Here is a 17,573-nt window from a genome sequence, read left to right as displayed (position 1 = left end):
GACGATCAGCGGCCATCACGGTAGTCGCCCGCGTGACGCTCGGCATATTCCGGGTCGGACGTGGCCTCGTAGCTGCGCTGGTCGGCCCAGGCATCGAGGTCGGCCACCGCGTACATGACGCGGCGGCCGAACTTGCGGAACTTCGGGCCGCCGCCGATCACGCGCTGTTTCTCCAGCGTGCGCGGCGACAGCCGCAAGTATTCGGCGGCTTCGTCGTTGGTCAGGTAGCGTTGGGGCTGCACGGGCGCAGCGACAGCAGTGGCGGCAGGCCGCAAGGGAGCGGGTCGCATGGGATGTACCTCCATCAAGCCCGGCCACACCACGCAGCCGGATAGAGGCACTTTCAAGAAAGCAAGGCTTCCTGCTCAGGGACGTTTTGCATGGGATGCAGCGCGTCCCTGTGCAACGGGCGGAAGCTGTGCAAGGCGGCGGTAGCCGCCGCGCATCAGCGCATCGCCCCGGCGCACCAGTCGCCGCACGCGGGCGCGCAAGGCGCTATCGGCGTACCAGTCGTCTGCGACTGCATCGGCACCGAACAGTCCTTCGGCCACTTCGCGCAAGGATGCGCCCGCCAGGGTGCCGTCGAGCGCCTGGAGCGTGTTCAACTCCAGCAATGTGGCGAGTGTCGGCCGTGGCCGTGCCGTTCCCGCGGGTAAGGTGTCGCCAGCGATGGCCAGCTTGTCCAGCTCAGCCGCCAGTGCCTGATAGCGCCCGCAGGATGCGCCGCAGGCGCGAATGGCATAGGCGTAGGCCATACCGTCGGCCAAGCCGGGAGCGATCACCAGCCGCAGGCAGCAGCCCGGCCATCGTGTCAGCAGCACCAGGCGCTTGCCATCGTGGACCAGGCGTTTCTGGCCGGGAATGCGCCAGAACGCGAAGGCCACCGCATCGGGTGGCGGGTCGGCATCGGGATAGAGTTGCACGACAGCATCGTGGTCAGGGAACCAAGCCGGATGCGCGTCGCGCGCATCCAGGGCGGGATCTTCCAGCAGGCGCAATCCCCAGCGCGCGGCGGCCTCTGGCCGGCGGCGCCGGCGCAGCCAGTCGCGGCGGTAGTCGGGGTGGCGACGCAGGTATTCCCACGCCAGCGCGGGGCCGTCGAGGTGCAGCGTGTAGAGATACGCGGCGGTCGGATACCAGTGTTCGGCGCTCGGGTCAGCCATGACGCAGCCTCCTGTCATTCAGCAGGAACGTCGCCACGGATTCCGCCGTGCGGGAGCTATCGAGTCGCCATCAAGTCGTCATCGAAATCGGGATAAGCTGTAACTGCTGGTGTCAAGACTGATTCGCTCCAGGGCATTGCGGAAATCGTCTGAATGCGACGGCTGGGCCGCCACGAAAATGGCGCGCAGCATGGAGCACCGTGCAGCAGCCCGCACCAAAGATCATGACTGTTTGCAACAGAACGCACCGCTTCGGTGCAAGAGTGCGGATTCAGACTGCGCAGGTCTTGGGTAAGACTGAAATAGTCAGAATGCGCTGTTGTTGCTGGGGGTTGGTCAGTCGGTGATCGAGCCGTTTTCTTCGGCCAGCCGCAGGTACTCCGATAGCCGCCGCACCGGCTGGAAGTAGCGATCACGCATCACCGGCTGCTTGCGCGGCCCGACGATGGACGCCAGATCGGACAGCTTCACATGGCCCAGGCCGGGCATGCCTATTCCGAGGTCGATCAGCCCCCAGGCCGTATCGCCATCGGCCGGATCGAGTGCGGCCAGCAGCCAGGTGGCGTGCGCGTCAGGGGTGAACAGTCGCACCACTGGCATAGGGTCGATGCTCCGGCCGTCGGCGCGGCACGCGCCGACGGCGAGCAGTTGCGCTCGCTGTTCAGTGGTGACAAGCGGCTGGGTCATCCCCCGAATCCCCACGCATCCGAGGATGCACGGATACGATTTTCCAACGAAGCGCGGAACCGCTGAAGCGGATGCGTGCTTTGGCGGGAAAGCACGAAGGCGCAAGCCATCGAATCCGTACATGCACGGAAACGCAGAAGCGGAATTACGCAGGCCAGGAAAGACACAGATGCGGCGCCCCGATTCTGTTGGAACCCGTCCATGCGGATTCCCGTAAAGACACGAAGCGGATTGCTTCGCAGAAATGAACACTATAGATTGTAGCCCTATTGGGTTCAATGGGCTGTCATCTTGGTTTTCTAGGGGAAACCAAGTTGGCGGCAGCGAAACACTCATTGGCGACGGCCATACGGACGGTCAGGAAGGCGCGTGGCTTGAGCCAGGAAGCGTTCTCCGACGTGTCCAGCCGTACCTACATGAGTTCGTTGGAGCGCGACTTGAAAAGCCCGACCATGCACAAGCTGACCGAGCTGTGCGAGGTCATGGACGTGCATCCGCTCACGTTGCTGACGCTGGCCTATGCAGGCGACGACATGGACAAGGTAAGGCGTGTGCTTAAGCAAGTAGAGCAAGAGCTGCTATCTATCGAGCAACGGGATGTTCATGGATAAGAAGACCCAAGGCGCGTGGCTGTTGCACCACGCAAGAAAACTTCAAGCAACAACGAACCAAGATTTCGACTCGATCGCCTTCGCTGGGAAAAGTGGCACGTTGTTATCCGCAATCTCTGCGGAAAGGCAAAGCGTTGTCACGCAACAACGCCTAGAGGCACTCGCACGTGCCAACCACATCAGCCCCAAAACGGAACTCCCTGCAATCGTTGCCGAACTCGCGCGGCAAAGACTAATCCTGCCGGGCAACGGGGGGGTGGAAGTCCTTGGCTTGACTGGACATAGTGTGCTTGAGCACACATCCAGAATTTTCGATGAAAGCAGCCACGAGGCACATGAAGAAGCCGTAATCTTCGTATCAGAGATTGCCTCCGAGACGCCCACGACGGACAAAGCTATCGCCGAGGTCGTTTCCGATCACTTGAAGCTTTCACGCAAGGAGGTCGGTGATACGTTGGATCTTGCGACCAACATCGGCTTCTTTGACTCTGAGCCGATCTCGGCTCAAGAGAAACTGCTTTTCAATGGCAACCTGTTCCGGCGCGATGATGCGCGGAAGGTCAATGCAATTCTATCAACCTTGAAAGCCCCCGAGGCTGCGCTTCTGACAGAAGTTAATCAGAAGCTTCAAGAAACAGGTTGCCTGCCATTGGAGACGGTTAACAGGATTCTAGGGCAGGATCTTTTCGCACGTCTTCACTCCATTGGTCTGTTCGATGTCAGCGTTGTCGGCAATGATCAGGGCAAGAGCCACTTCGTTACCCGTCCGGCTGCATTCTCCAAATTCAGCAACTCCATTGCGGACGATGCGCTGGATTTAGCCAAGGCGCTGGTAGCCTCGCTCACCTACGGGATGACCGTCAGCAGCTACTACCGCGGCCGTATCCAGATGGTCTCGGCACTCATGAATAAGCTGATCGCAGGCCATAGCGTCGGTCCCGCCACCGCCATTGGAAGCGACTATCAAGCCCTTGAGTTGAAAGGCGTCGTCGCTGTGACGCCTGCTGATAACGGCATGTTCACCATGAGGCTCCTGAAGCCAGAAGTGGGGCGACTTGCGCTCGCCGTAATCGAAGATGGCGACATAACGGCCGAGAGCGTTTCGCATATTCCTGGTGCACGTATCACTGAATACGTCGCGCCGGAATTGAATCGAGAGGTGCAGCGGAAAAATGCCACAGAGGCAGTGAAACTGAAGGCGCGCAACCTGCTCCAAGAAATTCGAACCGGCGGGCTCAAGCGATGAAAAGCCAACCACTAAAGGGCTCTGTCGCCGAGGAAGCACTGCGGAATTATTTCCTAAGCATTGGCTACTATGTTGCCAGAGGCATCAAGTTTACATTCCATCGATTCGATGTGACGGATGTCGATCTGTGGCTATACGCGCGCAATTCGCCTCTCAGCAGAGAACGCATCTGCGTCGACATCAAGAACAAGAAGACACCGCAGGCTCTTGAACGCATTTTTTGGGCAAAGGGCCTACAGTCAGTTCTAGGTCTTGACTCGTGCATTGTCGCGACAACGGATTCTAGGCCGGATGTTCGCGAGTTTGGCCTCCAACACAATGTCCGGGTATTGGATGGTAAGTTCCTTTCGCGATTAACCAATAGCGCACGCAGCCACAAGGAGCGCATCACCGAGGAAGATTTCCTTGCGGATCTTGAATCGGGCTCTCTAGGTCGATTAAGTGGTGACTGGCGTGGTAGGTATGAAGAAAGCAAATCTCGCCTGCTTCACTCCTTGAACTTCGACGGATGCAATGCCTGGCTTGAAGACATCGAATATTTGCTGGCCCAAATCGCCTCCGGAAATCGGGCATGGAGACTCTTCTATGCCTCATGCTCGCATTTCATGATCGCGATGGACTTCATCCTCAGGGAATTCATTGCTGAGGATCAGGAGCAACGCCGTCAGATCATCGAGCGTGGAATACGCTACGGCGTATCAGGGCAGGCTTTCACGGAGAAGGTCGGTCGCATGGCGGCAGCACTAGTGGAAGGCGTTGCGGCTCAACCTGGTCTCGCTGATACGCTGCAACAGGAACTTCAGCAACAGGCTAGTAACGTCAAAGCCGATCTGTTGGCCGAGTTCTTCGCCAGAAACCTAACGGGGTCAGCGGCGTTCGATGTGGCACTTGCGTTAGAGTCCGCAGCCTTCTCTCCCCAAGCTCCCACGCCATCCGCACTGCCTTCACAGGCGCAGGCGGTGGTTGGGGTGATCGCTGATTTTTGCGGCGTAGATCGGAAGATTGCGCTCGCCTAACGCTCAGGCGAGCGATTGGAACTGAGAGATGCCGCGCCCCGCCGCAATGGGCGGGGCGCGGTGGGCGGCCGTCAGGCCGCCTTGGGCTTGCTGCGCGACCAGATCAAGTCGTGCGTGCCGTCCTCGTTCTCGATCAGGCGGGCATAGACCGTCGCCGGGAACGAAGGGTCGTCTATGCTCACGGACAGGTACTCGCGCCCGGCCTCACTGGTCTTCTTCCACGCCGCGCCGATCTCGTGGCCGGCCGCCTGAAGGTGGAAGTCGGGGGCGTTCTCGCTGTCGCCCTTGTCGTTGGGAACCAGCTTGACCTTGACGTTGAGGGTCAGGGTGCGGAGCTGGCCGGTGAAGCCGTCTTTCTCTGCGGTGAAGGTGCCGATGTTAGCCATGATGTTTCTCTCCTTTCGGTTTGAACAAGGTCGCGCCAGTGCGTCCTTGTTGTGATCCGGCCGGCGGGGGATGGGCTGGCCGCACCGCGCAGCGGTCGCAATACCGTGGAGAACCTGGAAGCGAAAAGAATTTGTCCCGCGAGGAATGCGCGCAGCGCAGGGGAAATTGTTTTCGCTGGAAGGTTGCGGCCATGAAGCCCAAGGCGCAGCCGTGCCACCGCCAGGATTCACGACAAGCCAAGGACGCACGGGCCGCCCGCTCCCGAATGGAGACGTGGCCGACTCGGCATCCCCGCGTGACGGCTTCACCGGCTTGCGCCCTGACACTGGCAAGGCCAACACCCCAACGACAGGCGAGAACGCTTCTTGCCGCAGATTGCGACGACGTGGTTGAGGCGTGGCGTGGATGCGCCATAGCGAAGCCGGGTGGCTTGTCGGTGAACCGTCCTTCGTGACGTACAGGCGCGAACCGCCAGCGTCGAGGACGGCACGCTTTGGCACAACCTGCCGCAGCAAGCCGGGGCGTAGCCCCACAAGCCCCGCCCATTGCGGCGGGGCGCCATCGAAACCTTGCCCGCGCCAGCGGGCGCCGATCGCCGTACCGCGCGCAAGGCACTTGCACGTCCGCCACGTCGCCGCCTGGTCGAAGGCGGCGACGTGGCGATTTTGCTTTGGACGCTGGAACCGGGCGCGGCCACCGCCGCGCCCGGATTTTCGACCACCGGCCCCAAGGCGGAACGGCTTGGGGCCGGTGCGGCTCGTTATTCCTTGGTTTCGATAATCCACCACATGGCACGCGGCAAGGCGCGGCCCGTGATGGGGTGAATGTCGGTGAGGTCGGCGCGGGCCGACCAGCCCGAGGGTGGGCGGTAGCCGCGCACGTCGCCTTCGCCGTGCCAGCGGCGGGCGCGTACTGCGCCGGGCGCATAGATCGCCGCCATGCGCGGGCGGCTGGTGGTGGTGCGGGCCATGGGGGCTTCTCCTTCAAGCGAAGCGCCCCGGTCGAGGCCGGGGCGCTTGCCTTCGGCGCGGGTCAAGCGGCCAGTGCCTCGGCGGGTTCATCCGCCATTGCCTCGGCATCCTCCGGGGCGTCCTGCGCCTGCGTTTCCTCCGGCGCAGCTTCCGGGCCTTCGGCCTTGAAGATGGTGGGCATCCAACCCGTACCATCGGCCAGCCGTTCCGCCTCGCTGGCAATGTCGGCCTTCTTCAACTTCGTCAGCCGGGCAGCGTGCGACGGTGCAAAATCGCCCACGGCTTCCAGAATCGCGGCCTTCGGCACATGCTGGAAATACCCGTCTGCGGTGGGCTGCCACCATGCGGCCATGTCCAGCCCCACAGCCTGCGCCAGTTCCGCGCCCGGCTGCTGCGCCGTGGCGCGAGGCGTCACCACGTCCACGGTCGCCGCCACACATACCGCCAGCAGCCGCACCAGTTCGCCTTGCTCTATCGCCAGCAGCGCGGCGAACAGTTCGGCGCTGTCCTGCGGCAGCGCTTCGCCCGCGACCTGCTGCAACTCGCGCAGGGCGACGGCGGCGGGCGACTCGGGCCAGTCGGGGGCCATGCCTTCCAGCCGGTCTTGCACTTTCAGGCTCACGCCCAGCGGCAAGTCGTGGCCGTAGTGGTTGTCCTGCAAGACGCTCTGCACCATGCCATGCACCAGCGCGGCCAGCGTGACTTGCGGATGGCGGGCGACTTCGATTTGCAGCGCGGCGGTGCGGTGCGCGCTCAAGCGCTGCGCCAGCCGGTCGGACAGGCTCGCGGCCTTGGGCTGTTCGGCGTCCTCGCCTTCGTCGTCGTTCCCGGCTTCGCTTTCCGCGCTGCCGAACCCCTGCCGCAAGCGTTCCAGCGTGCGCAACGCCTTGGCTTCGGCCTCGCGCAGCAACCCGCGATGAATCATGGCTTCGCCGCTGCGGTCGAGGGTGACGATGGCACCGGCCACGGCGCGCACATCCGGGGCGTAGCCCTGCAAGGCTTCCTCCACGGCTTGCAGTTCCCCGGCAACCTGTTCGCGGCGCGGTTCCAGCGCTTCGGTCTTGTCCTCGTCCTCGGCGTCGTAGGCTTCTTCCAGTTCGGCGTAGATCTTGTCGAGGCGGGTTTGCAGCGAGGCGATGCGGCGGGCTTCGCGGGCGTTCGGTTCGCGGCGCTGGCGCGGCGCGTTCTGGAACGCCTGCCGCTCGGCGTAGCTCATATGCGGCACGGCTTCGACCCACGCCCAACCCTCGGCGCGCACGTCCCCGGCCAGCGCATCCAGCTTGCCACGCACCAGCGTTTCCAGCAGCGCGGCGTCGGTCAGGTAGGTTCCGGCATCGCCTTCCGCGAACAGGTCGCGGCGGATGCCGCCGCCCGCCGCCGTGTAGGCGTCCAGCCCGGCGAAGCGCACCAGCGGATGCGTGGCGTCGATTTCGCGTTCGGTCAGGCGTTCGCGCAGCGCGGACGCGCCACGCTGCCATTCGGGCGCACCGTAGAACGCGCTTTCCTGTGCGGCGTGGTCGTCGGTGATGGTCAGGGCCATCAACTGTTCCAGCGTGACGGCTCCGGCCCGGTAGTCGGCCAGCAGGCGCGGCGAGACGTTGGCGAGTTTGAGACGGCGCTGCACCACCAGCGGGGTCACGCCGAAGTCGGCGGCAATGTCTTCGATGGGGCGGCCTTCCTTGACCAGTGCGGCGAACGCCTCGAACTGGTCGGCCGGGTGCATCTGCTCGCGCAGCAGGTTTTCCGCGAGGCTGACGGTACGGGCCGAAGCGTCGGGCACCAGCAGGCACGCCACTTCGTAGTCGGCAGGGATGCGCTTCTTCTTCGCCAGCAGCTTCAAGGCGGTCAGGCGTCGGTCGCCGGCCACCACTTCGTAATGCTCGCCATCAGCGGCAAGGATGACGACGAGGTTTTGCAGCGGGCCGACGCGGGCAATGCTCGCGGCCAGTTCGGGGATGGACATGCGCGAGGTCGTCCGCGCGTTGCGCTTGGAGCGGCGCGGCAGCAACTGCGAGAGCGGAACCAAAATCAGGTTCTTGGTCGGGTCGGCCACTTCCAGCGGCGCGGCGGTTTCGATGGCGCGGGTTTCGATTTGGGTATCGGCGTTCATGGTGATAACTCCTTGCGGTTAGGGATGCAGCAGCGAGAGAAGCGGCAAGGGCTGCTGCCTGCCCCTGCCGCGTGGGGATTCAGGCTTTCAACTGGCGCATGCCATCGGCCAGCAGCCAAAGCGCACGGTTGAGGCGGATGTTTTGGTCGATGCCCTGCACCGGGCGGGTTTGCTGGCGGCGTCCGTTGGCGCTGCGCCCGCGCAGGCCGCCTTGGGTCAGGTTCTCTTGCGTGCGGTTGAACACGCTCCACAAGTCCGGGCGGCGGTCGTCGTGGCGGCGCGGCATCAGGATTTGCGATTCCGTGATGGGCGCGGGCTTGTCGGGGTCGTCGTACTTGAGGGCCAGCGCGGCGCGGGCGAACACTTCGGATTCGCCATCGCTCAAGGTGATGGCGCGCATGGAATCGCGGGATTCCTGCACGCGGTCGAAGCCTCTCAACACTTCGTAAGCGCCTTCGATGATGGAACCGGCCACGTCGCCTTTGTGGGGCACGCGCACGTCCGCCACCGTGTCGCCGCAGACAAGACCATTGCTGCACACGAACCGGAACATTCCGGCCAGCATCTGATAGCTGCTCGTGCCGTCATGCGAGTTCAACAGCACGATTTCATTGGCTTCCGCGCCGTTGATCTGGCTGGCGTGGCGCAGGCGCAGCATGTGCTTGGTGTAGTCGCGGCGGTCGTCGTTGCGCACGCGGGTTTGCGCTGCCATAAAGGGTTCAAACCCTTCCTTGCGCAGTTCTGCCAGCACGGCGGCGGTGGGGATGTAGGCGTACCGTTCGGAACGGCTTTCGTGCGGGGCGTCCGCGAAGATGGACGGCGCGACCTTGCGGATTTGATCGTCGGACAGCGGGTAGTCGCTGCGCAGCGACGGGGAACGGGAAGCGAATCGGGATGCGAGTTGCATTGCATTTCTCCTGACGAAAAGGGTTTGCTGTTCAAACCGCACACCGGATTCCTAGATTCGGAGCCCAGCCTTTCGGCTGTTTGGTGCGGTCGGCACGAGGAACCCGGTTGGCCCTGTTGCCACCGTCTTTCCTGAGTTCATCGCCCGCGACGGTCAGGAGCGCGCGGACGGGGGACCGTCAAGGAAACAAGCGCAGGGTTGGTGCGGCCCGCAGGCGCAGCCGAGGACACGGCCCTGCGCGCCTTGACGGCACACGGGCGCGGGCTACAGTCGCGGACAAGGTGATGAAGTCAGGGGAGACGGCTGGACAAGGCAATGGCCCCCCAACACGCCGACCGTACGGCAAGCGAAGCGCGCAGGCCCGGATCGAGGAATCCGGGCCGGAGGCGTCAGCCGAGCGGAGCGAGGGAACGATGGAAGCCCTGCAGGGGCGAGACGCTGCAGGCGGCTCGATGCGCTACGCGCACGACAGCGCGACCGGCCATCTCCCAGGTGGCCGGGGACGCCCGGACTGCACCTGCGTGGGTACCTCAGAGTCGGTTCATCGACAGTCGCTCGGGTACCGACAAATCCGGCAGGGTTCAATACGCTGTGAAGGGTCTAAAACATCAAGGACAAGACCGTGAGTTCGTCTCAAACCATGATTCCGCAGCAAGCCTGCGAAAAACTCCTCTTGGAGGGGAGGCAGTACAACATCGAACACCACATCCTGCCCAGCGAGAACGCTGTCGCGGATCGACTGCTGGCGCGTGGCGTCGAGTTGAAGGACGCCTATGATGAATTGCACGAAAAGCTCCATTCCCACCCGCCGGCGCTCCAGGTCTTTCTTGGCCTCGTGTTGAGCACCGCCGCTTTCTGGAATCCACAGAAGATGCAGGAGGCTCGCGCTGCACGCAGCGATCTATCCAACGTCAATCGGCAAATCGCGAGGAAGGCAGACGAGTTGGCGGCGCTGCTGGAACAGCGCTCAGACCTGCACGACACCTCGGGCTTCAGCAGCGAAACCCACTATCACGTTGGCGAAGTGATCGAAGCGGCATCCCGGGACAACTACCTGTTTCAGTCTTACGTCCAAGAGAAGCTGGATGCACTTCGTGGCCAGTTTGATTTGAAGTATTGGCCCTCGCTGAGTGACTTCATGCGCGAACTGGCATCGGATGCGGAGAAGGCGGAGATGGCGGCCACAGACCCGCTGACGGCCGCCGCCACTGCGGCGACACGTCCCTCCAATGCCGACTTCTTCAAGGCACTGTTCGCCTCGATCGAGGAAAACAGCGCGGAGAACCACGGCCAACTGCCGAGGGGGTTCAAGCTCACAGACCGGACATTGGCCTCATTGGCGAACTGTGCGTTGGATCTGAGCCCGCACGAGCTGCTGGACGAGGCCTACGTGAAGCGCCTGCGTCAGCGTGAGCGCAACGGAACCGAGTAGCGGCTCGATTCAGCCTTAAGGGCTCAACGCTAGGACAGGCGAAACGTACACGACAACTTCATTCGATGTAGGCCACGAAGTTGGCGAGTGAGGAATTAACACCCATCTCATGGTCTGCTGGAGAAATACTCACACAGTCGCCTTTGGGGGTAAGCGGAACGCGCAGGCCCGAGTGGGCCGGAGGCGCCAAGGATCAAAGCAGGATGGCCGCGACTCTGCACGTGGCGCGGCCCGCGAACCCGACGGCGGAACGCGCCGGGACGCACAGCCTTGGCTTTCGTGGATGTTGGGCCGCGGGTCGGCCAGAATGTGCGAAGCGCTTTGTTACTATTCCAAAGGCTGGTCCCGGGCGATCGGGCATCCGGAAGAATCCAAACACATCTGTAGGGACGACATGACGACGTCACAGCCGACCACCTTCGGTCAACAACTTTTCTTCAGTCCGGAATCCGGCGCTTGGAAGTCCCTCAGGCCGGATGTAACTGGCGAGGCTGACGACGCAAAGAGGCAGCAGATTTTGTCTGAAGCCGCTGCTGCACGCGAAGAACTGAAAGCGGTATTGCTTTCCTCGCTTCAGATGCAGCATGTGGTCGCCCTTGCAGGAAGTGGGACGTCTCTCGGAGAGATCAACGGTCCTTCGATGTGGACGTTGTGGGATCACTGCGTGAACTCGAATCCTGACACTGGAAAGGATGAGCGGAAGCCGACCGAACAGGCTAATGCCGTAATTGCTGAGATCGGCTATGAGACTGCCGTTGAACAGGAGAACATCGAGGCTTTGCTTTCGCGTTGCGATGCATATCTTCAGATCAAAAAAAGCGAGCAGGTCGAGAAATTTGTCTCCGTCTCAAAGGGTGTGATCTTAAAAGAATGTTCCGCCTTTCTCGATGGCGCCGACGATTCCAAGTTGGCGAGCCATCGCACTTTCCTGCATCGACTGTCTCGACGCCGCGTTCGCGACTCGCGGATGAAATTGTTCACGACGAACTACGATCTTTGCTTTGAGCGCGCTGCGGGCAAGCAGGGGCTGGTTTTGCTCGACGGCTTCTCATTTACACAGCCCCGGCAGTTTGATCCGCGGTTCTTCCTGTACGACATCGTCCGTCGGCCTTCGACAGGCGATGAGGTTGGCAACCCGTTGGAAGGCGTGTTTCACCTGTACAAGCTGCATGGTTCGGTTAACTGGGATCAATCCAGTTCGGGCGATATCGAGATCAAGACTGACCCGACTCCGGAGACGGCCTGTCTGATCTATCCCGCCAAAGGTAAATACCAACAGTCCTACGTCCAACCGCACTTGGAACTGATCTCGCAGTACCTGGCGGCGCTGCGAGAACCAAATACTTGCCTCATCGTATCGGGCTTCGGTTTCAATGATGATCACTTGTCGGAACCCATTGTCGCGGCGGTTCGCACCAATCCGCATTTGCGGTTGATCATCGTCAATCCCTCGGCGGATGATCTGACCTCTCGGAGCAAGGAGAACAACCGATACTGGGATGCGCTCTACAACCTCGCCAAACAGGGCGAGGACGTGTGGCTGATCAATGCCACGTTCAGCGAGTTCGCCGAGATGATTCCGGACCTCAAATCGCTGACGCCCGCGCAGCGGCTCACGCGCGACATCAAGTCGCTGGTCAAACCGACATGAGTACCGCGCTTGACGTCACCGACGCTTTTCCGCGCGGATTGCTCCGACCGGAGTTGTATGTTGGCCAGTTGTGCTCCGTTTCCGCCCAGGTGGTGAAGTTCAATCTCAACGAGGCGGGCTCGCCCAGCGGTTCCCACTTTCTGGGTGGCCGATACGGAAAGGGTGAAGTTGGAGAGTTCGTCCTGATCGAGGGACAGATCAACCTCCTGCTTGGACGGGTGGTCGAGATCCATTTGCCAGATGCCGACAGGCGCCTGATCGACACCTCGCATGGCAGGGTGCCAGATTTGGACGGCATCGGGACGATCCAACTGCTGGGCTCCATCGCAATGGACTCACTTCGAATCTCGGCGGGCGTTGACTCCTATCCTCGCCTGGGCGACCGCGTCTACGCTGCGCCGCACAGCTTCATCGCCAACTTACCGAAGTTCATGGAGGCGGCGGAGGCCGAAGCCAGCCACGTCCTTCTCAAGCTGGGCTCGATCGATGTCGCGCCTGAAAGCTACGTGTCGGTCAAGCCGGAGAAACTGTTCGGCCGACACTGCGCGATTCTGGGCGCCACTGGCGGCGGCAAGAGTTGGACGACCGCTCGGATCATCGAAGAATGCCTGCGCTACAAGACCAAAATTATCCTCTTGGACGCGACGGGGGAGTATCGCGGGTTTGACGGAAAGCACGTCTCCAACTTTCACTTGGGCGCGCCGGTCAACACTGCGAAGTCGTCCTCTCCTTGCGCCTTGCCGCAAACGTCTTTTATTGAATCGGACTTCATCGCGCTGTTTGAGCCTGCCGGCAAGGTTCAGGGACCGAAGCTGCGCGCGGCGATCCGCAGTCTTCGACTTGCCACCCTCGCTCCCCATATTTCGACTGGTGGGATCATCAAAAAGATCGATCAGTCCAAAGTCCCGATCTTGGCAGAAGAGGCCAAAGCTGGCATTGCGGAGAAGCTCGACGATCCACAGCAAGCGTTCGACGTGTGGAAGCTCGTTTCACAGATCGAGCAGGAGTGTGTCTACCCGGACGGATTCGGTGTGGCCCGGGGGTCGAAGGACACCACCAAATGGGGTGGCGACTCAGGCGAGGTCTCGTACTGCCTGTCCTTGATGTCGCGCATTAGCGGCATTCTCAGTTCATCTTCCTTCGATTGTGTCTTCAAGTCGAAGGCTCCTGCATTGACGGAAAGCATCTCGTCCTTCGTCTCCAACGAAGATCGGTTGCTTCGGATATGCCTGAGCGGCGTTGCCTTTGAGTTCAAGGCGCGCGAGATCATCGCGAACGTGATCGGACGGCATCTTCTCAACATGGCACGCGATGGCGCATTCAAGAGTTGCCCTGTTGTCATCATCGTCGACGAGGCACATAACTTTCTCGGGCGGCATATCGGAGGCGATGACGCGGTCGCCCGCCTGGACGCATTCGAGTTGATCGCCAAAGAGGGCCGGAAGTACGGACTCAACATCTGTCTGTCAACTCAGCGCCCACGCGACATAACGGAAGGTGTTCTGAGCCAGATGGGAACACTCGTGGTGCATCGGCTCACGAATGATCGGGACCGCGAGGTTGTCGAACGCGCCTGCGGCGAAATTGATCGGTCCGCTTCGTCGTTCCTGCCCAACCTGAAGCCCGGCGAGGCTGCGATCATCGGCGCCGATTTTCCTATTCCGTTGACCATTCAAGTCTTCCCGCCGAGCGCGAAACCTCTTTCTGACGGCCCCAACTACCAAACCCACTGGAAGGCGTAGTTCTTATTCGCGCTGCGCCCGCCAGACTGCGTCAGCCTACCGGCAGTCGAAGCAGCTTGAAGTAGAGGGGTAGGCACAGATACATCAGACTCAGAACCCAAAGCCTTGTTCTTGATGATCTGTATAAGTAGACCTTGGCGTTAAATCCATTCGAGCGATGTAATGCTTGCCTGTCCGCCCGATCCAACCTCGACAAAGAGTGCGTGCTCGTATCCCAGTTGGCGTTTGTAGCCGAGGAGCTTCCGGCGATCAATACTTCGGTCTACGTGGCTTGTTGACTTCTTGAACTCGACAACGAGAAAGTTCTCTTTCTTTCCGCGCCGATGGGCTATTACATCTGGAAAGACTGTTTTCGCCTCCTCGTCCTCGCTGTCTGGATATAGCTCCATGTGGCCAAGCCGCTTGGGCTCGACGCCATCTCGGTTGAACTCGCAGTCGATCTCCCATTCCCTCAGATGGGACTGCAAATGCATAGCAAAGCGGAAAGTGATGGAGCGCTCGTTGGCATCGATGTAGAGTAGGCGACTGTCTCTTTCCAGCAGATCGCGCAAAGCAAGCAGCACAGCTTCACCAGGCGGATAAAGACGCAGGTAGGCTTCTTGTTCCGCTAAGAGGGGACGAAACACTGACTCAAACGAGAAAGCCTCCATCGCTACCAAGCCTTCGTCCTGAAAAGCCTCCCGTGCTCACCCTCGTCGTGCAATGTGACCACGATCTCATCGGCCGAGAACACCGGCTCATCGTCTTCGGCCCGCGTTGGCAGGTCAGAATCAATCAGCGTGATGATGGGTTGGAGCCCCAGGTCGGCATACCGGCGAATGACCGTCAGCAGATTTTCCTTTTTGCGATCATCCAGAGACTCGAACACGCCGTCGTGGTAAACGAAGCGCGGGAACTTGTCGTCCAAGTGGGCTCGCAGGATGGCCAAGTCAAAGGCGATGCACAGCAGTTTCCTGTACGTGTGCCCAAGGTCGGCGCTGGTTGCGTTGCCTGATTCGTCAAGAATTTCCGCCCTGAACTCCAGATGCCCCGCTTGGTTCGGCGATACGCTCAGCAGCGCCTTGCGGTCGATCACCTCTTCGACAATCTCGCTGAAGAACACGCGGATTGCCGAGAACAAACTGTTCTGATCGGAGTTCTGCTTCTCGACATCCGCCTCGATCTGTGTCTGTAGATGCCCACGCTCTTCGGTCAACGCCCTTATCTCGGTTCGCAACTCCTGCAAACGATGCAGGAAGCCGCGTTGACGCTCCAGGGAAGTGATGTCAGCGCGCAGCGTCACCATCTCGTCCGAGACCTGCTTGTACTTGCCAAAGATGTCGGTTCCACTCAGAAATGAAAGCATTTCCGATCGTTTTTTGCCCAAGGTATTCAGTTCTGCATTGATGCGCTTAAGCTCAGCTTCGACCTCTGCGCGTTCTTCCTGCAGATAGCCGCGGCGCTCATCGGTAATTGCCCGATTGAAGGCAATCAACTGCTGGAAGTCTTTCTTGATCTGCCCCTTGAACAGAACGCCGGCTTCCTCGAACAGGCGCTGCGCTTCGTCAGGGTTGAAGAGGATCTGATCCTCTTCCAGCGAGGTGATGATCTTCTTCTTGTTCTGGTTGAGCGAGTAGCGTTCGGCATTGAGCGACGCGATGCGTTCGTCGATGTCATCAACCAACTGTTTGGTGCTGTCCTTGTCCTGGGCGCGGAAGTCGAAGGCGTCAAGCAGTTTCTGCTTTTTCTCAGCCTCTTTTTGCTTGAGCAGCAGGATGCCCTCGATCTTGCTGATGTCCTCAATGGACCCGCCCAGCTCGTTCTTGATGGTCTGCGCGGTGGACTGCTTCTCCGCAAGCTGCTCTTCCTTCTCGTAGTGCTTCGCCACGAGTTGAGCGTCAAAGCCGAGAACGTGAGCCAGGAAAGGCTTCCAATCCGAATGCGCAGCCGCGAACTTGCGCAGATGAAACACATCGCGGAAATCATCCTGGGAGCGCAGCAGGTAGCCTAAGCCTTTGCGGAACGCCCAAGGCTTGAGTGCGCGCCAGTCAAGCAATCCATCCAACAGGTCACGCGCCCGCTCGAAGGGCATGTCCTGGTGATCCCATTCCACCAGCGGTAGCCCCGACAAGTCCTGATGCCCGGCCTCATGGCGCTTGAAGCTGATCTTGGTGGCTTCTTCCACACCGCGCCGGATCGTCACGAACGAAGCATCTTCCAGCTCGATCTCCAGGAAGAAGATGAAGTCCTTGAACAATTCGACGTGTTTGAAAAGAAAGAACTTGGGATCGCGCTTGGCAAGGAAGCCAAAGTCGAGCAAACGCCCAAGCGTGGTCTTGCCGAGGTTATGGGTGTCCTTGTTTCGGTTCTCCGGCAGGCGAATTTCAGCCATGACGACGTTCAGGCCCTGGACGAACTCCACAGGCTCGAACAAGTCAGGCTTGCTGGAATAAAGTCTAGACAGCTTCATTTGGCCCCATGTATTCCACGGCGTCGGTCTTGGGGCGATATTCGATCAGGCCCATGAGATACAGAAAATTCAGTGCCGGCAGGAACAGCACGTCCCCGCCGACGACACTTTTTTTCGCGAACGTGCGCAGCACGTCGTACTCATCCACGCGCCGGGCCTTCAGGCGAGCCAGCAGCAGCAACGAGACGTTGATGACCGTGCGATCAGGATGAGAGTGCTTGGTCGGCCGCAGCATCGCCCACCTCCCCGATATCGCAATTCCAGTACATGTAGAACAGCACGGCGCGAGTCAGGCGCTTGTGGGCGTGCTGCCGCAAGACAGGATCGCGGTTGAACAACAGGTCCACTAGATACTCCATGACCTCGTCGAAGGTCTGGTAGTCCTTGCGCTTCGCGATGATCTTGAGTTGGAACTCATCGACCACCGACTCGTACATGCGCAGCAGGTCGAGGTTTTCCGGTGCTGCCAAGAAAGCCCGAATTTGAGCCGTCTCCTTCAGGTATTTCCGCCGCTGCGCCTTGGCGTAGTCGGCACTCATGTTGTTGAGTGCGTTCTTCTGCTCGTACGTCACGCGCGCAGTCGGTGGATCGTCTAGCAGTGCGATCACGCCGTCTTTCTGGCGCGCCAATGCCTGCACTACTTCGGCCAGATCATCGGGGCTGACGATCAACGGTGAATCGACCGGATCAAGGTCTGCTTCCCTCGCAACCTCGGGGAAGCGCTTCAGCCAGATTTCCAGTTGCTCCAGTCCGCAGAGATAGATCGACGAGGCGGGAATGCCGCACTGAGACGCGATGTAGTCGCGTATCTCGGTTTCGGCGTTGCCTGCCAGCCGACGGTTGGCGAACAGCATGTAGTGATCGAGCTGCCTGGCCTCGCGCAGTTTCTTAACGCGGGGAATTTCTTTGCCCAGCACAGTGTTCGCGGCCGTCGTGCTGAAGAAGTCGGACTCGGAGAAGTTACGGTTATAGCCGTTGGTATGCTTGGCCTGGACGATGGTTGTACCGACCCACGGGACCGTCTTGCTCGGGTGCAGTTCCGCCGTTCCTATGAACTTGGCATCGCGCCCGCCATCAGGCCCTTTCGCAAATCCCTGTACCGAGACCCCAAGCAACCGCTGGCACAGGAGAACGACTAGTGTCTCGAACTGGCCATCACTGAGGTCTTCGTATGCGAATTTCATTGCGGCTCTTGCTCGCT

General features: G+C 60.6%; 17 protein-coding genes. 6 read left to right on the top strand and 11 right to left on the bottom strand.

Translation table 11 applies throughout. The features are described from left to right. Positions 1-5: 5 nt before the first annotated feature. The 3 genes from WDC87_RS00195 to WDC87_RS00185 all read right to left on the bottom strand — a co-directional run bounded on the left by WDC87_RS00195 (position 6) and on the right by WDC87_RS00185 (position 1,850). Complete coding sequence (locus tag WDC87_RS00195) at positions 6-290, bottom strand: helix-turn-helix domain-containing protein (protein ID WP_014646118.1); 285 nt, start codon at positions 288-290, stop codon at positions 6-8. A 75-nt stretch (positions 291-365) separates the two neighbouring features. Then, positions 366-1,163, bottom strand: coding sequence for a DUF2285 domain-containing protein (locus WDC87_RS00190; protein WP_014646117.1), 798 nt, complete (start codon positions 1,161-1,163; stop codon positions 366-368). Between the two features lie 336 nt (positions 1,164-1,499). Then, on the bottom strand, positions 1,500-1,850 hold the full coding sequence (locus WDC87_RS00185; protein ID WP_034010237.1) for a DUF2958 domain-containing protein: 351 nt from the start codon (positions 1,848-1,850) through the stop codon (positions 1,500-1,502). A gap of 278 nt (positions 1,851-2,128) precedes the next feature. Here WDC87_RS00185 and WDC87_RS00180 point away from each other — a divergent pair, with 278 nt between their 5' ends. From WDC87_RS00180 to WDC87_RS00170, 3 genes are read left to right on the top strand one after another with little or no spacing between them, the layout of a single operon-like run. Next, positions 2,129-2,461: a helix-turn-helix transcriptional regulator gene (locus tag WDC87_RS00180; RefSeq protein WP_051007148.1), complete on the top strand. Its 333-nt coding sequence runs from the start codon at positions 2,129-2,131 to the stop codon at positions 2,459-2,461. Next, on the top strand, positions 2,454-3,707 hold the full coding sequence (locus tag WDC87_RS00175) for a hypothetical protein (RefSeq protein ID WP_034010257.1): 1,254 nt from the start codon (positions 2,454-2,456) through the stop codon (positions 3,705-3,707). Before WDC87_RS00180 ends, WDC87_RS00175 begins: the two co-directional genes overlap by 8 nt. Next, on the top strand, positions 3,704-4,723 hold the full coding sequence (locus WDC87_RS00170; protein WP_034010234.1) for a hypothetical protein: 1,020 nt from the start codon (positions 3,704-3,706) through the stop codon (positions 4,721-4,723). Before WDC87_RS00175 ends, WDC87_RS00170 begins: the two co-directional genes overlap by 4 nt. 71 nt (positions 4,724-4,794) lie before the next feature. Here the strand turns inward: WDC87_RS00170 and WDC87_RS00165 are convergent, their stop codons facing one another. The 4 genes from WDC87_RS00165 to WDC87_RS00150 all read right to left on the bottom strand — a co-directional run bounded on the left by WDC87_RS00165 (position 4,795) and on the right by WDC87_RS00150 (position 9,098). Next, positions 4,795-5,109 (bottom strand): DUF736 domain-containing protein, encoded by a 315-nt coding sequence (locus WDC87_RS00165; protein WP_014646114.1) that lies wholly within the window; start codon positions 5,107-5,109, stop codon positions 4,795-4,797. A gap of 761 nt (positions 5,110-5,870) precedes the next feature. After that, positions 5,871-6,080, bottom strand: a complete 210-nt coding sequence (locus tag WDC87_RS00160; RefSeq protein ID WP_014646113.1) for a hypothetical protein — start codon at positions 6,078-6,080, stop codon at positions 5,871-5,873. Between the two features lie 62 nt (positions 6,081-6,142). Continuing rightward, the gene (locus WDC87_RS00155; RefSeq protein ID WP_301655282.1) at positions 6,143-8,191 is read right to left on the bottom strand and encodes a ParB/RepB/Spo0J family partition protein; all 2,049 of its coding nucleotides are present in this window, start codon (positions 8,189-8,191) and stop codon (positions 6,143-6,145) included. A 79-nt stretch (positions 8,192-8,270) separates the two neighbouring features. Further along, entirely contained in the window at positions 8,271-9,098 is an 828-nt protein-coding gene (locus tag WDC87_RS00150) for a DUF932 domain-containing protein (protein ID WP_252744310.1), read from the bottom strand. Positions 9,099-9,720: 622 nt separating this feature from the next. Between WDC87_RS00150 and WDC87_RS00145 the strand changes: the two genes are divergently transcribed. The 3 genes from WDC87_RS00145 (at position 9,721) to WDC87_RS00135 (ending at position 13,923) form a co-directional block, all read left to right on the top strand. Beyond that, complete coding sequence (locus WDC87_RS00145) at positions 9,721-10,530, top strand: hypothetical protein (protein ID WP_014646110.1); 810 nt, start codon at positions 9,721-9,723, stop codon at positions 10,528-10,530. Positions 10,531-10,924: 394 nt separating this feature from the next. Further along, a complete protein-coding gene (locus tag WDC87_RS00140) occupies positions 10,925-12,181 on the top strand; it encodes an SIR2 family protein (protein ID WP_128987718.1) in 1,257 nt (418 codons plus the stop codon). Then, complete coding sequence (locus WDC87_RS00135) at positions 12,178-13,923, top strand: ATP-binding protein (protein ID WP_014646108.1); 1,746 nt, start codon at positions 12,178-12,180, stop codon at positions 13,921-13,923. Before WDC87_RS00140 ends, WDC87_RS00135 begins: the two co-directional genes overlap by 4 nt. A gap of 140 nt (positions 13,924-14,063) precedes the next feature. Here the strand turns inward: WDC87_RS00135 and WDC87_RS00130 are convergent, their stop codons facing one another. The 4 genes from WDC87_RS00130 to WDC87_RS00115 are packed head-to-tail and all read right to left on the bottom strand — an operon-like array spanning position 14,064 to position 17,556. Beyond that, positions 14,064-14,573, bottom strand: a complete 510-nt coding sequence (locus WDC87_RS00130) for a hypothetical protein (protein ID WP_051007147.1) — start codon at positions 14,571-14,573, stop codon at positions 14,064-14,066. A 2-nt stretch (positions 14,574-14,575) separates the two neighbouring features. After that, the gene (locus WDC87_RS00125; protein WP_230374612.1) at positions 14,576-16,336 is read right to left on the bottom strand and encodes a DUF2326 domain-containing protein; all 1,761 of its coding nucleotides are present in this window, start codon (positions 16,334-16,336) and stop codon (positions 14,576-14,578) included. 22 nt (positions 16,337-16,358) lie between these two features. Further along, positions 16,359-16,607 (bottom strand): ABC-three component system middle component 8, encoded by a 249-nt coding sequence (locus WDC87_RS00120; protein WP_014646106.1) that lies wholly within the window; start codon positions 16,605-16,607, stop codon positions 16,359-16,361. Continuing rightward, positions 16,576-17,556 carry an ABC-three component system protein gene (locus WDC87_RS00115; protein WP_014646105.1) on the bottom strand — a complete coding sequence of 327 codons (981 nt, stop codon included), beginning with the start codon at positions 17,554-17,556 and terminating at the stop codon, positions 16,576-16,578. The genes WDC87_RS00120 and WDC87_RS00115 overlap by 32 nt, the downstream gene beginning before the upstream one ends. Positions 17,557-17,573 lie beyond the last annotated feature (17 nt).

The organism is Stenotrophomonas maltophilia group sp. Smal12 (assembly GCF_037079935.1).
GTDB classification, from domain to species: domain Bacteria; phylum Pseudomonadota; class Gammaproteobacteria; order Xanthomonadales; family Xanthomonadaceae; genus Stenotrophomonas; species Stenotrophomonas sepilia.
The sequence above is the reverse complement of the archived record's forward strand: the minus strand, read 5'-3'. Positions and strand labels throughout refer to the sequence as shown.

What these genes read in the sequence shown, in the direction of transcription:
- WDC87_RS00195 (WP_014646118.1), bottom strand. Translation starts at nt 290, where the DNA reads ATGCGACCCGCTCCCTTGCGGCCTGCCGCCACTGCTGTCGCTGCGCCC.
- WDC87_RS00190 (WP_014646117.1), bottom strand. Translation starts at nt 1,163, where the DNA reads ATGGCTGACCCGAGCGCCGAACACTGGTATCCGACCGCCGCGTATCTC.
- WDC87_RS00185 (WP_034010237.1), bottom strand. Translation starts at nt 1,850, where the DNA reads ATGACCCAGCCGCTTGTCACCACTGAACAGCGAGCGCAACTGCTCGCC.
- WDC87_RS00180 (WP_051007148.1), top strand. Translation starts at nt 2,129, where the DNA reads ATGGGCTGTCATCTTGGTTTTCTAGGGGAAACCAAGTTGGCGGCAGCG.
- WDC87_RS00175 (WP_034010257.1), top strand. Translation starts at nt 2,454, where the DNA reads ATGGATAAGAAGACCCAAGGCGCGTGGCTGTTGCACCACGCAAGAAAA.
- WDC87_RS00170 (WP_034010234.1), top strand. Translation starts at nt 3,704, where the DNA reads ATGAAAAGCCAACCACTAAAGGGCTCTGTCGCCGAGGAAGCACTGCGG.
- WDC87_RS00165 (WP_014646114.1), bottom strand. Translation starts at nt 5,109, where the DNA reads ATGGCTAACATCGGCACCTTCACCGCAGAGAAAGACGGCTTCACCGGC.
- WDC87_RS00160 (WP_014646113.1), bottom strand. Translation starts at nt 6,080, where the DNA reads ATGGCCCGCACCACCACCAGCCGCCCGCGCATGGCGGCGATCTATGCG.
- WDC87_RS00155 (WP_301655282.1), bottom strand. Translation starts at nt 8,191, where the DNA reads ATGAACGCCGATACCCAAATCGAAACCCGCGCCATCGAAACCGCCGCG.
- WDC87_RS00150 (WP_252744310.1), bottom strand. Translation starts at nt 9,098, where the DNA reads ATGCAACTCGCATCCCGATTCGCTTCCCGTTCCCCGTCGCTGCGCAGC.
- WDC87_RS00140 (WP_128987718.1), top strand. Translation starts at nt 10,925, where the DNA reads ATGACGACGTCACAGCCGACCACCTTCGGTCAACAACTTTTCTTCAGT.
- WDC87_RS00135 (WP_014646108.1), top strand. Translation starts at nt 12,178, where the DNA reads ATGAGTACCGCGCTTGACGTCACCGACGCTTTTCCGCGCGGATTGCTC.
- WDC87_RS00130 (WP_051007147.1), bottom strand. Translation starts at nt 14,573, where the DNA reads ATGGAGGCTTTCTCGTTTGAGTCAGTGTTTCGTCCCCTCTTAGCGGAA.
- WDC87_RS00120 (WP_014646106.1), bottom strand. Translation starts at nt 16,607, where the DNA reads ATGCTGCGGCCGACCAAGCACTCTCATCCTGATCGCACGGTCATCAAC.
- WDC87_RS00115 (WP_014646105.1), bottom strand. Translation starts at nt 17,556, where the DNA reads ATGAAATTCGCATACGAAGACCTCAGTGATGGCCAGTTCGAGACACTA.